The sequence below is a fragment of the Terribacillus aidingensis genome (assembly GCF_900215625.1).
In the GTDB taxonomy this organism is placed as follows: domain Bacteria; phylum Bacillota; class Bacilli; order Bacillales; family Amphibacillaceae; genus Terribacillus; species Terribacillus aidingensis.
The window spans coordinates 907,300-920,686 of sequence record NZ_OBEK01000002.1 but is presented as its reverse complement, the minus strand read 5'-3'; the positions used below and the strand labels follow the sequence as shown (position 1 = coordinate 920,686).

Below are 13,387 nucleotides of genomic sequence, written 5' to 3'. Positions count from 1 at the left end.
TGCCAGCAGGAGACAGAAGGAGAAATCTTTCGAAGCGAGGGTTTATACCCTGTTATTTGGCTAATACTGAGGGAAAAAGTGTTTTGCTTTTTAATACTGCTGTTATCTGATATGATTGGCTAAAGGAAGGCTGGGCGCATCCAGAATGTGTTTGATCTTTCGAGATATCATATATAGATATTACATTCGAGGGGTGAAATGATGTTTAAATTTAATGAAGAAAAAGGGCAGCTTAAATGCTCTTTCTGCGGCAAAAGCCAAGACCAAGTACGTAAATTAGTAGCCGGACCAGGCGTCTATATATGTGATGAGTGCATCGACTTGTGCACAGAGATCGTGGAAGAGGAACTTGGAAACGAAGAAGAAGTAGAATTCAAAGAGATTCCGAAACCACAAGAAATCCGCGACATCCTGAATGACTATGTTATCGGACAGGACAAAGCGAAGAAAAACCTTGCAGTAGCGGTTTATAACCACTACAAACGGATTAACTCCACAAAAGGTTCAGACGATGTAGAATTGTCTAAGAGTAATATTGCGATGATCGGACCGACTGGTAGCGGTAAGACATTGCTTGCACAGACGTTAGCGCGTATTCTTAACGTACCGTTCGCAATTGCTGATGCCACTTCTTTAACAGAAGCAGGTTATGTTGGGGAAGACGTTGAAAATATCTTGCTTAAATTGATCCAATCTGCGGACTACGATGTAGAAAAAGCAGAAAAAGGTATCATTTACATTGATGAAATCGATAAAGTTGCTCGTAAATCCGAAAACCCATCCATCACACGTGATGTATCAGGGGAAGGTGTGCAGCAAGCACTTCTTAAAATCCTTGAAGGTACGGTAGCGAGCGTACCGCCACAAGGCGGCCGTAAGCATCCGCATCAAGAATTCATCCAGATTGATACGACGAATGTTCTGTTTATCTGCGGTGGTGCTTTTGACGGTATCGAGCAAATCATCAAACGCCGTCTTGGTAACAAAGTAATCGGATTTGGTGCAAGTGAAGAAGGCAGCCAAACGCTTGATAAAGGCGAATTGCTTGCTAAAGTATTGCCAGAAGATATGCTTAAATTCGGTTTGATCCCTGAATTCATCGGTCGTCTTCCAGTTATCGGCGCTCTAGAGCCGCTTGACGAAGAAGCGTTAGTTGAAATCTTGACGAAACCGAAAAACGCATTGGTTAAACAATACGAGAAGCTATTCCAGATGGACCACGTCGAATTGGTAATCGAGGAAGAAGCATTGCGCGAAATTGCCAAACTGGCTATTGAACGTAAGACGGGTGCGCGTGGTTTGCGTTCCATTATGGAAGGTATCATGCTGGATGTTATGTATGAGCTGCCGTCCCGTGATGATATTAAGCAATGTATCATAACTAAAGACACCGTACTGCTTGAAAACGGCCGTCCGAAATTTGTTCTTCATGATGGCACCGTTACAGATGAAAATAAACAATCTCCAAAAGAGAGCGCATAAGGTTCATCGGTCAGGCAATATAACATGTACAGCAAATCCCTTGTTACAGTTGGTGGCAAGGGATTTTTTTCTTTAAATACACAAAGTATGGGTACTGTACCGTTGTTGTGTATATACTTTAAAAAGGACTGAAGAAGACATATGGAGGTGTCACGATGGGAGAAAAAGAGAAGACACTAGTAACGCCTCTCTTGCCCTTACGAGGATTGCTTATTTTTCCGACAATGGTGTTGCATTTAGATGTAGGCAGAGAGAAATCAGTACATGCATTGGAGCGTGCTATGCTGGAGGAAGAAACAATCTTTCTTGCTGCGCAAAAAGAGGTAGACCTGGATCAGCCGACAGAAGAAGAGATTCATCGGGTCGGTACCGTAGCAAAAGTCAATCAGATGATGAAACTGCCGAACGGTACCATGCGAGTGCTGGTTGAAGGATTATATAGAGCGGAAATCATTCGTTTTGTTGAGGATGAAAAGCAATTCATCGTCGAAATCGAGGAAAGACCAGACGAGCATGGGACGAAGAATGAAGAAGAAGCGCTCATGCGTGCATTGTTAGAACAGTTTGAGCAATACATAAAGGTTTCGAAGAAGATTGGCCAGGAAACACTGGCAACCTTAACAGATATTAAAGAGCCGGGACGGATGGCGGATATTATTACGTCTCATCTTTCTTTGCGATTAGAAGATAAACAGGAAATTTTGGAGATGCTGGATGTCAAAGAACGGCTGCGACATATCATCACCATTATTACCAATGAGCGAGAAGTACTGGATCTAGAGAAGAAAATTGGACAGCGTGTGAAGCAGTCCGTTGAGAAGACGCAAAAGGAATATTACTTGCGTGAGCAAATGAAAGCAATCCAGAAGGAGCTGGGAGACCGGGATGGCAAGTCCGGAGAAATCGAACAGTTCCGTGAAGATATCAAGAAATCGGACATGACAGACCATATGAAAGAGATTGCAGAGAAGGAGCTGAACCGGTACGAACGCGTACCGCAAAGCTCAGCGGAAAGCTCTGTAATCCGCAATTATTTGGAATGGTTAATTGCCTTGCCGTGGAAGAAACAAACAGAAGACAACTTGGATATACCGCACGCCGAGGAAACCTTGGATGCCGATCACTATGGCTTGGAAAAAGTGAAAGAACGGATTTTGGAGTATTTGGCTGTACAAAAACTGACCAATTCCTTAAAAGGACCGATTCTGTGCTTGGCTGGACCTCCTGGGGTCGGGAAAACATCTCTAGCAACAAGTATTGGTAAAGCAATCAACCGTAAATTCGTTCGTATATCATTAGGCGGTGTACGAGATGAAGCGGAAATTCGCGGTCACCGCCGGACGTATGTCGGTGCGATGCCTGGACGTATCATGCAAGGAATGCGCCGTGCAGGAACAACAAATCCAATCGTCCTTCTTGATGAGATTGACAAGATGTCAAATGACTTCCGAGGCGATCCATCTTCCGCGATGCTTGAAGTGCTTGATCCGGAACAAAACAGCACATTCAGCGATCACTTCATCGAAGAAACGTATGATCTTTCGAATGTGATGTTCATTGCCACAGCGAATAACCTTGGTTCTATACCTGGACCGTTGCTGGACCGGATGGAGATTATCAGCATTGCAGGCTATACTGAAGTGGAAAAACTTCATATTGCGAAAGAACATTTGCTGCCTAAGCAGATTAAAGAAAATGGTTTGAAAAAAGGCAACATTATCTTAAAAGATGAAGCATTACAGCATATTGTCCGCCGCTACACGAGAGAAGCTGGTGTTCGCGGGCTGGAGCGCGAGCTTGCTGCTGTATGCCGGAAAGTTGCCAGAATCATTGTGTCGGAAGATAAGAAGCGAATTACCGTTACGGAAAAGAAAGTGGAAGAATTGCTTGGACGTCCGCGCTTCCGTTATGGTTTAATGGAAGAGGAGAATCAAGTTGGCGCTGCGACAGGTCTTGCTTATACAACAGCCGGCGGAGATACACTATCCATCGAAGTTTCCTTATCTCCAGGTAAAGGAAAACTGACGCTCACTGGGAAACTTGGCGATGTGATGAAAGAATCTGCTCAGGCAGCATTCAGCTATATCCGTTCGAATGCCGAGGAGCTTGGTGTGGATCCGGCATTCCATGAACAGTATGATATCCATATCCATGTGCCAGAAGGAGCAACACCGAAGGATGGACCTTCAGCTGGTATTACGATTGCGACCGCTTTGACTAGTGCATTGACGGGCAGACCGGTACGAAAAGAAGTTGGTATGACCGGTGAGATTACGCTTCGCGGACGCGTGCTGCCGATTGGCGGTTTGAAGGAGAAATCCTTGAGTGCGCACCGAGCCGGAATTTCAACGATTCTTTTCCCAGCTGATAATGACCGGGATTTGGAAGACATTCCGGATACAATTAAGCAGGACATGACGTTTATTAAAGTCAGCCATCTTGATGAGGTATTAAAATACGCATTGGTGGAAGATAAATATGAAAGTAACTGAAGCAGAAATAGTAATTAGCGCGGTATCGAAAAAGCAATACCCGGAGACACATATGCCGGAGATTGCTTTAGCTGGCCGCTCTAATGTTGGGAAGTCATCTTTTATCAATAAGATGATTAACCGAAAGAACCTTGTCCGCACATCACAGAAACCAGGGAAGACGCAAACATTAAATTTTTACAAAATCAATGAGCGTTTTCATTTTGTTGATGTGCCAGGCTATGGCTATGCAAAAGTTTCCAAGCGGGAACGTAATGCGTGGGGCAGAATGCTTGAAGAATATTTTACAGAGCGGGAAAACTTGAAGGCAGTCGTGCTGTTAGTTGATATTCGGCACAAGCCAACCAAGGACGATGTGACAATGTACGATTTTCTCAAGCATTATGAACTGCCGGTAGTTGTGGTTGCAACGAAATTGGATAAGATTCCAAAAGGCAAGCGTGTACAGCATATTAAACGCGCCGCAGATGAATTGCAGCTGGAACAAGAAGACATCATATTGCCCTTCTCTTCTGAAACTGGAGAAGGTAAGGAAGAAGCATGGGGAGTATTAAAACATTTCCTATGAAAAATAACCGTACAAGCCGCTGAGCTTGTACGGTTATTTTTTTCGAAACAAGAGGTATGCGCCAGCTAGTATGAGCAGCGCAGGCCAGTAATCACTAATGACACCAGCAATTCGGTCAAGCCAGCCGAACCATGCGGGCTGTTTAGGTGCGGCAATCGCAAAAATACCGAGTGCCAGCAGCAAAATCGCCCATACATAGCCTTTTTTGGTTTTCAGCGCCGCTAGTAAGAGCGCAGCTCCAACCAACAGCGGATACGCACCCCAGCTGTCCGTCCAAAACGTGTAGTGGCTTAACCCGTGAAAATGGACTCCCAGGCCAAGCAGCGTATAGCCGGCGAATAAGTTTTTATGATCTTTCGCAAGATAAGCATGCAATAACAGTGCGGCACCGATAATAATCAGCAGCGTTGGCCACGAATAAAAGTCAACAAAAAGGGGTACACGCAACTGACGCAGCAGAAAATAAGCGCCAACTCCAAGTAATAAGAATCCGACAAAAGCATTTTTCTTTGACATAACATCTCTCCACATAATAATTATTATTAAATAAGATTAAATCGTTGATTATCATGAGTAGCTGTGTTAATTTGTTATATGTACTTATTAAATTATTCACAAACTCACACCTAAATGCAAGACACACTTTATCCTAACACAATTGTTTACGTTCTGTTCACAAATTTACCGAGGACAGAAATTACGTAGTGTTATACTGGTATGAGCGATACGGTTTTCAAGGGGGAAAAGGGAATGTACATGTTAGTTGCAGGAATCAATTATCGCACAGCCCCGATTGAAATAAGAGAAAGATTAACCTTCAAGGAAGAAGAGCTTGGATTAGCGATGCAAGCACTCTCCAACCAGAAAAGCATGCTCGAGAATGTGATCGTTTCTACATGCAACCGCACGGAGATATATGCAGTAGTCGATCAAATGCATACCGGGCGCTATTATATAAAGAAATTCTTATCTGAATGGTTCGGTATAGAGAAAGAAGAAATCGCATCTTATCTTACATTTCATGAGGATGAACGAGCTGTGGAGCATCTGTACCGCGTAGCAAGCGGGTTGGATTCTATGGTCGTTGGGGAAACACAAATCCTAGGTCAGCTGAAACGCGCTTTTCAAAAAGCACAGGAGCTGCATACATCGGGCACTATATACAATGAATTATTTAAACAAGCAGTTACAGTAGCAAAACGGGCACATACAGAAACAGGAATCGGTGAGAATGCGGTTTCTGTCAGCTATGCAGCCGTGGAGCTGTCGAAGAAGATATTCGGTGATATCGCTTCAAAACGAGTTGTTATTCTCGGCGCTGGTAAAATGGGGGAACTGGCAGCAAAAAATCTGCATGGTTCAGGCGTACAGGATGTAACAGTCGTTAACCGTACGAAAGAAAAAGCAGAACAGCTAGCAGCATTGTTCAACGGCAAAGCAGCTGGTTGGGATGAATTAGAGTCTGCTTTGGAACACGCAGACATTGTCATCAGTTCTACTGGTGCACCTGGGTATGTACTGGATAAACAGATTCTCCAGCCTATTCTAAAAGTACGAAAAGGGCAGCCTCTATTCCTGGTCGACATTGCTGTACCACGCGATATTAATCCGGATGTGGACGAATTGGAAAGCACATTCTTATATGATATCGATGATTTGCAGGATGTCGTAGATGCGAACTTAGCAGCCCGTCAAGAAGCTGTAGAAAATATCGAAATTATGATCGAAGGCGGCATTGTTGATTTTAAATTATGGCTGCAGACATTAGGCGTTGTACCGGTGATTACGGAGCTTCGCCGCAAAGCAGCTTCCATACAGACAGAGACAATGAAAAGCCTCGAGCGTAAATTGCCGAACTTGAGTGAACGGGAAATCCGCGTGCTGAACAAGCATACGAAAAGTATTGTTAACCAAATGCTAAAGCAGCCTATTACACAGGCGAAAGAGCTTGCCGGCCGTGAAAACAGCGAAGAGCTTATTCAGCAATTCGCAGAGATCTTTGGTATTGAGAAATCTGTTCTGGACAAACAGAATAATATTATCAAGCTGGAGCGTCACGAGGCGCAGAACATCGCATCTGTACCTAATGCATCCACTACTAGATAAAAAAGAAGGGCTCCCAAATGCAGGTACCTGCTTATCTTTATGAAATCATATTAGTTTTATATGCAGCCAGCATTTTCAGCTATTTTATCGACTTTATACAAAAAAATCGGAAGGCGAATCAACTCGCCTTCCGTTTGCTTACATTGGTTTGGTTCTTCCAGAGCCTTTTTTTATTGCAGGAAATGATCTCGCATGGCGGTCTGCCAGTTAAAGACGTCTATGAAGGTTTATATTTTTATGCTTGGGTGCTTGTGTCTTTGTCCTTGTTTATTAATCGGATCTACAAAGTCGATTTTCTCACGTTCTTTTTAAATGTGGTCGGCTTTTTTATGATGTTGTTATACATTACGAGCTCCGCTTATGAGCGGCAGTGGACGAGAACAATACCGTTTATGAATGAAGTGCTGATTGCTCATATTACGTTAGCAATACTCGCTTATGCATTCTTTACGCTTTCTTTCGTCTTTGCTGTCATGTATGTCCTGCAGTTTCAGCTTCTGAAACAAAAAAAAGGATATCGATTTTGGACGAGACTCGGTGACTTGGGTAAGCTAGAAACATACACCTTTACATCGATCACTATTGGTACGCCATTATTGCTGTTATCAGTTATTATGGGTGTCGTTTGGGCATACACGACAGCTGCGGTCTTTTATTGGTATGATTGGAAGACAATCGGATCACTGACCGTTTTAGCCGTTTATGCCGTCTATTTATTCCTGCGTTTAGCAAGAGGCATTCGAGGAAAAGGATTAGCAATATATACAATAGCGGCATTCCTAATTCTTATCATTAACTTCTTCTTGCTGAGCACGTATTCATCTTTTCATTTTACAGGGTAACGACCCATCTTCCAGGAGGTATTGCAATGCGAAAAATTATCGTAGGTTCAAGAAAAAGTAATCTGGCACTCACGCAGACAAAGTGGGTAATTGAACAGCTGAAACGAGCTGGTGCACCATATGAATTCGAAATAAAGAAAATCGAAACAAAGGGAGATAAAATCCTAGACGTGACACTATCTAAGGTCGGAGGTAAAGGACTGTTTGTGAAGGAAATTGAGGAAGCTATGTATAATGAAGACATTGATATGGCTGTACATAGTATGAAAGATATGCCATCAGAGCTTCCGGTCGGCCTGACGATTGCCAGCGTACCTGTACGAGAAGACTATCGTGATGCTTTGATTTCAAAGAATAACCTTCCTTTAAAAGAATTGCCGGAAGGTGCAGTTGTCGGAACGAGCAGTTTGCGACGCGCTTCACAAATCCTTTCCATTCGTCCGGATGTTGAAATTAAACCGATTCGCGGCAATATAGATACACGTCTGCGTAAATTGAAGGAAGAGGACTTTGATGCGATTGTCCTCGCAGCTGCTGGTTTAAAACGGATGGGCTGGAGCGATGACATTGTAACCGAATTCCTGGAAACAGATCTATGTCTGCCGGCTATCGGACAAGGTGCTTTAGCGATTGAATGCCGTGATACAGATATGGAATTGATCGAGCTGCTAGCGAAAATCAATGATTCGTATACACAGCAAACGGTATTGGCTGAGCGTACTTTCCTTTATCTTATGAACGGCAGCTGCCAAGTACCAATTGCAGGTGTAGCCCATATGGAGGAAGATGAAGTTGTTTTGACAGCTTTGATTGCTTCTGCAGATGGAAAGGAAGTATATAAAGAAGAAGTGCGCGGAGCCGATCCGCAAGAAGTAGGGAAGATTGCTGCAGAACGTATGCAGGAACAAGGTGCACAGGAGATTGTCAACAAGGCGATTCAGGAGTCTGAATCTAAATGAGCCGGCTGCCGGCTGTCAAGGTGCTGGTAACGCGTCCGAAGCAGCAGACAGCGCGGTTCGCTGAGCAGCTCGCCCTTGCAGGAGCAGACCCGATAGAAGTTCCTTTATTAACTTTCCGAACGAGAAACGATGAGCGGAATCAATTGCTTTCTCAGCAAGCAGATCGTTTCAACTGGCTGTTCTTCTCCAGCAGAAATGGCGTAAAACATTTTCAATCAGTCGTGAACCACTATTCCCATTTGGACAACTGGCGTCATTGCCGAATTGCCGCTGTCGGACAAAAGACGGCCAATGCGATAGAGGAGATACTCGACCGGAAAGCTGATTTAGTTCCGGAAGCGTATACGGCAGATGATTTAGCAGATGCCTTTGCGGCAACACACCATGCTGCCAGCCGTATTTTGCTCGTTCAAGGCAGTCTGTCTCGGCCGGCTTTGGCAAATGGCTTAAGACAGAATGACTATGCATTTGAGAAAATGGTAGTATATGATACGGTAGAAGAGCAAACAAATCAGACGCTTTTAAACGATGTGCTGGAGTATGAAAAACCAGAGGTCCTGACTTTTACGAGTCCATCTTCCATTGAGGCTTTTTTCGGTTTTATCCGCAGCTCTTGCATGAAACACACGCAGCTAGACAAGCTGTGTCTTGTAATTGGTCCGACAACAGAGAGAGCTGCCAAGCGGCACGGCTTTCACAACATCCTGGTGCCGGATGTTTTTACGGCAGAAGCAATGATTGATACATTAGTACACTTCTATGAACAAAGGACTGGTGATTAATATGGCTGAATTTAAACGCCACCGCCGTTTGCGTACATCTGCGAACATGCGGGCATTAGTAAGAGAAACACAAGTAACTGTAGATGACTTGATTTATCCGGTATTCGTTGCAGAAGGAGAAAACATCCGTAATGAAGTATCCTCCATGCCAGGTGTATTTCAGCTGTCACTTGATAACTTATCAGCTGAAATGAAGGAAGTTAGCGAACTTGGAATCAAATCTGTCTTATTCTTTGGTATCCCGGCAGAGAAAGATGAAGTCGGTACGGGCGCATTCCATGATCATGGCATCGTGCAGCGGGCTATCACGCAGACGAAACAAGAATTTCCGAACTTGCTTTTGATTGCCGATACATGCCTTTGCGAATACACGTCTCACGGCCATTGCGGTATTGTGCATGACGGAATAATCGATAATGATGAATCACTGGGCTACTTGGTAGATACAGCTGTAAGCCAGGCGAAAGCTGGAGCAGATATTATTGCCCCTTCCAACATGATGGACGGTTATGTACAAGCTATCCGCAAAGGATTGGATGAAGCAGGATTTACGAACATACCGATTATGGCTTATTCCGTCAAATACGCGTCTGCTTTCTATGGTCCGTTCCGTGAAGCTGCAGAAGGTGCTCCGCAGTTTGGCGATCGCAAAACATATCAAATGGATCCTTCCAACAGAATGGAAGCACTGCGCGAAGCAGACTCTGATATTGACGAAAATGCAGACTTCTTAATTGTCAAACCTGCACTTGCTTATTTGGATATTATTCGTGACGTTCGCAATAACTTCAACGTACCAGTTGTTGCTTATAACGTAAGCGGAGAATACAGCATGGTCAAAGCTGCTGCGCTGAACGGCTGGATCGATGAAAAAGCCATTGTTATGGAGAAAATGATTGGTATGAAGCGTGCGGGCGCTGATTTGATTATGACGTACTTTGCTAAAGATGTAGCAAGATGGTTGAAGGAAGACAATTAAAGGAGGAATCGCAATGAAGCACTTTGAAAAATCAATTGCAGCATTTGAAGAAGCTAAACAGCACATGCCTGGCGGCGTGAACTCTCCAGTTCGTGCATTTCGTTCTGTCGGAATGGACCCGATTTTCATGGAAAGCGGAAAGGGTTCAAAAATCACCGACATTGATGGGAATACGTACATCGATTACGTACTAAGCTGGGGGCCGCTCATTCTAGGTCATGCAGATGAGCGTGTTGTGGAAGGGCTCAAAAGCGTTACCGAAAAAGGAACAAGCTTCGGTGCTCCAACAGTTATAGAAAATAAGATGGCTGCTTTAGTAAAAGAGCGTATTCCTTCTATGGAAATTGTCCGCATGGTCAACTCTGGTACAGAAGCTACCATGAGTGCTTTGCGTCTGGCACGCGGCTTTACTGGGCGTGACAAGATTCTGAAGTTTGTCGGCAGCTACCATGGTCATGGAGACTCTCTATTGATTAAAGCAGGCTCTGGTGTGGCAACACTTGGTCTGCCAGACAGCCCAGGAGTACCAGAGACGATTGCCCGTAATACCATTACGGTTCCATATAATGACTTAGAAAGCGTAAAATATGCGTTTGAACAGTTCGGAGACGATATTGCTGCGGTAATCGCTGAACCGGTTTGCGGTAACATGGGTGTTGTGCCGCCGCAGCCTGGTTTCTTAGAAGGCATCCGGGAGATTACAAAGCAGCATGGCTCGTTGCTTATCTTTGATGAGGTAATGACAGGATTCCGCGTTGGATACCATTCTGCGCAAGGTCATTTTGACGTGGAGCCGGATTTAACTTGTCTAGGTAAAATCATCGGCGGCGGTCTGCCAGTCGGTGCGTATGGCGGCCGTAAAGATATTATGGATCGTATCGCGCCAGCTGGTGATATTTATCAAGCTGGTACGTTGTCGGGTAACCCATTGGCAATGACAGCCGGTTATGAAACATTGGCTGCGATGGATAAAGCAGCATATGAAAAAATTAATGCACATGCTGACCGTCTTGCGGAAGGGTACAAAGCAGCGGCAGAGGAATTCGGTATTCCTTTGCAAGTAAATCGAGCGGGTTCCATGATCGGCGTATTCTTTACCAATGAACCGGTTATCAACTTTGATACAGCAAAAACAGCTAATTTGGATCACTTCTCTACGTATTACCGAGAAATGATTGAAGCAGGTATTTTCCTGCCGCCGTCCCAGTTTGAAGGCTTATTCCTGTCAGCTGCGCACACGGATGAAGATATTGAAGCAACAATAGAAGCTGCAAGACAAGCTTTCAAAAAAATTGCAGCATCATAAATGAAAGTCCAAGCTTATTGCTTGGGCTTTTTTCATACGGACAAGGGATTTTCCTACATATGTGCAGCAGCACCCGCATAGGTTTTAGTACAGAGAATGCTTAAATCTTGGAGGGAGGATTCCACTTGTCTAAAAATGAGACAACGCCTTTTACGTTTGATATAAAAGAATCACTCAGTTTTCGAGCTGAAGACCAGCTGCAGGATCTTATCGGAATCGCATTGGAGCCGGAGATTAATATCCAGGAGTTTGAGCATGATATTTCTGTTCAAGGTGTCATTGAACTAACAGGAGAATATCATCCTGTTGAAGAAGTTGTGGAAGGCAGTGCTGTAGCTGTCAGCCCTGGTACGAGAGAAATGGAGAATGTGGAAAGACAGCAAACTGGCACGAATACATTTTACCATCGCTTTCCCGTTGAAATATCTGTTCCTAAGTATCGTATACGCCAGCTGAACGAAGTGTATGTAGCGATCGATCAGTTTGATTATGAAATTCCCGGCACAAATGTGCTGGAACTTCATGCTACTGTTGCAATCTATGGTGTCACAGAGGAACAAAGACAGCCGGAAACACAAGCTCAAGCGCCAGAGCAGCCTTACTACCCTATTCCAACATTTGAGCAAGGCGAGCCTGTGCAGTCTTATACAGACGAAATAGCTGAGCAGATTGAATCTGCAGCTCGTGACAATTATCAGGCTGAGGAGCAAGCCTATTCGTTCCAAACAGAACAAACCGAAGAAGTACTTTCAGAAGCTGAACAGAATGATTTAGCCGCTGAGCCAAGTGACGAGCAGCAGCCGTACAATTTTAATCAAGAAGCATATGCCGCTTCTCCGCAGCCGGAGGAAACGGAACAGCCAGAAACACCACAAAATTATTTCTTCTCACAAGCGCAATATGAAACAGATGCTCCAGCTGAACCAGAAGCAAACGCAGAACCTGCAGCTGAAGCGCAAGTCGAGCAGCCAGAATCTGAAATCGAAGAAGCTTATTTGCAAGAGCAAGCAATCCAAGAAGCACGTCTGCAAGAGCAAGCAATGGACGAAGCGCACGCAGAGGCTTTGCGAGCAAATGAAGCATATGAAGAATTGCGAAAGCAAGCAGCGTTTGAGGCGGCGGATCAGTCCTCGTCCATTGTGCAGGAAGAAGACGCTGATGCTGCTGAGGAAAGCGAGCAGCGCCCAGAGGAACTTTATGTGCTGCAGGATGAACTGGAGGACGCTTTTCAAGCTGCTGATTTCCGCCAAGCGGGTTCTGAAGATGATCATGCATACACGTTGGATCGTGAGCTGCCGCATGAGGAGCCTGCAGAAGCTCCTGACTTTACTTTTACGTACCAAGCCAAGCAGGAAGAAGACGTACCGCCTCCGCCTGCATTTGAGGCTCCTCCTGTTTTGACGTCTGAGGAAGATGATCGATGGAAGTATAAGTATAAAGAAACGAAAACGCTGAGTGAATTCTTTGGCAGCAAAACAGCAGAGCCGACGGAAGTACCGCAAGCTGATTTTGAAGAAGATGACATAGATGACAACCCATACACAGATTCTTATAAAGGCGTATCTGTTGAAGAAGTTCCAGTCAATCAAGAGCTTCAGCCGCAAGACTTAGCAGAAGAAGCGGAAGAGCAAGAAGCAGCAGGTGATCGCAGTAATGCCAATTTCCTCGTCAGTATGTTCGGCGCTAGAGAGGAAACATTCACCAAGGTACGTGTGTGTATCGTGCAGGAAAGAGATACGTTAGAGAAGATTGCAACACGCTATGATGTGCCAGCGAGCGCGATTCTTAGCTCGAACAAATTGGAGGAAGATGCAGTTTCAGAAGGGCAGCTTCTCGTCATCCCGCAGCAGCGCCGTGCAAAGAAAGGCTAA

The 13,387-nt window shown here is 44.6% G+C and carries 11 protein-coding genes; 10 read left to right on the top strand and 1 reads right to left on the bottom strand.

From position 1 onward, the window contains the following. Positions 1 to 201 precede the first annotated feature (201 nt). The 3 genes from clpX to yihA all read left to right on the top strand — a co-directional run bounded on the left by clpX (position 202) and on the right by yihA (position 4,542). The gene (gene clpX, locus CRO17_RS10005) at positions 202 to 1,482 is read left to right on the top strand and encodes an ATP-dependent protease ATP-binding subunit ClpX (RefSeq protein WP_097041725.1); all 1,281 of its coding nucleotides are present in this window, start codon (positions 202 to 204) and stop codon (positions 1,480 to 1,482) included. Positions 1,483 to 1,637: 155 nt separating this feature from the next. Further along, the gene (gene lon, locus CRO17_RS10000) at positions 1,638 to 3,974 is read left to right on the top strand and encodes an endopeptidase La (RefSeq protein ID WP_097041723.1); all 2,337 of its coding nucleotides are present in this window, start codon (positions 1,638 to 1,640) and stop codon (positions 3,972 to 3,974) included. Continuing rightward, positions 3,961 to 4,542 (top strand): ribosome biogenesis GTP-binding protein YihA/YsxC, encoded by a 582-nt coding sequence (yihA, locus tag CRO17_RS09995; RefSeq protein ID WP_097041722.1) that lies wholly within the window; start codon positions 3,961 to 3,963, stop codon positions 4,540 to 4,542. The genes lon and yihA overlap by 14 nt, the downstream gene beginning before the upstream one ends. A gap of 33 nt (positions 4,543 to 4,575) precedes the next feature. Here yihA and CRO17_RS09990 read toward each other — a convergent pair whose 3' ends face one another. Beyond that, the gene (locus CRO17_RS09990; protein ID WP_097041720.1) at positions 4,576 to 5,058 is read right to left on the bottom strand and encodes a LiaI-LiaF-like domain-containing protein; all 483 of its coding nucleotides are present in this window, start codon (positions 5,056 to 5,058) and stop codon (positions 4,576 to 4,578) included. Between the two features lie 234 nt (positions 5,059 to 5,292). Between CRO17_RS09990 and hemA the strand changes: the two genes are divergently transcribed. From hemA to CRO17_RS09955, 7 genes are all read left to right on the top strand, one after another. After that, positions 5,293 to 6,648: a glutamyl-tRNA reductase gene (gene hemA, locus CRO17_RS09985; RefSeq protein WP_097041718.1), complete on the top strand. Its 1,356-nt coding sequence runs from the start codon at positions 5,293 to 5,295 to the stop codon at positions 6,646 to 6,648. Positions 6,649 to 6,665: 17 nt separating this feature from the next. Next, complete coding sequence (locus CRO17_RS09980; RefSeq protein ID WP_097041716.1) at positions 6,666 to 7,490, top strand: cytochrome C assembly family protein; 825 nt, start codon at positions 6,666 to 6,668, stop codon at positions 7,488 to 7,490. A gap of 26 nt (positions 7,491 to 7,516) precedes the next feature. Next, positions 7,517 to 8,449, top strand: coding sequence for a hydroxymethylbilane synthase (gene hemC / locus CRO17_RS09975; protein ID WP_097041714.1), 933 nt, complete (start codon positions 7,517 to 7,519; stop codon positions 8,447 to 8,449). Continuing rightward, positions 8,446 to 9,231, top strand: coding sequence for a uroporphyrinogen-III synthase (locus CRO17_RS09970; RefSeq protein WP_097041712.1), 786 nt, complete (start codon positions 8,446 to 8,448; stop codon positions 9,229 to 9,231). Before hemC ends, CRO17_RS09970 begins: the two co-directional genes overlap by 4 nt. Position 9,232: 1 nt before the next feature. Then, positions 9,233 to 10,210 carry a porphobilinogen synthase gene (gene hemB / locus CRO17_RS09965; protein WP_425444422.1) on the top strand — a complete coding sequence of 326 codons (978 nt, stop codon included), beginning with the start codon at positions 9,233 to 9,235 and terminating at the stop codon, positions 10,208 to 10,210. Between the two features lie 13 nt (positions 10,211 to 10,223). Next, the gene (hemL, locus tag CRO17_RS09960) at positions 10,224 to 11,516 is read left to right on the top strand and encodes a glutamate-1-semialdehyde 2,1-aminomutase (protein WP_097041710.1); all 1,293 of its coding nucleotides are present in this window, start codon (positions 10,224 to 10,226) and stop codon (positions 11,514 to 11,516) included. A gap of 125 nt (positions 11,517 to 11,641) precedes the next feature. Continuing rightward, complete coding sequence (locus tag CRO17_RS09955; protein ID WP_097041708.1) at positions 11,642 to 13,387, top strand: LysM peptidoglycan-binding domain-containing protein; 1,746 nt, start codon at positions 11,642 to 11,644, stop codon at positions 13,385 to 13,387.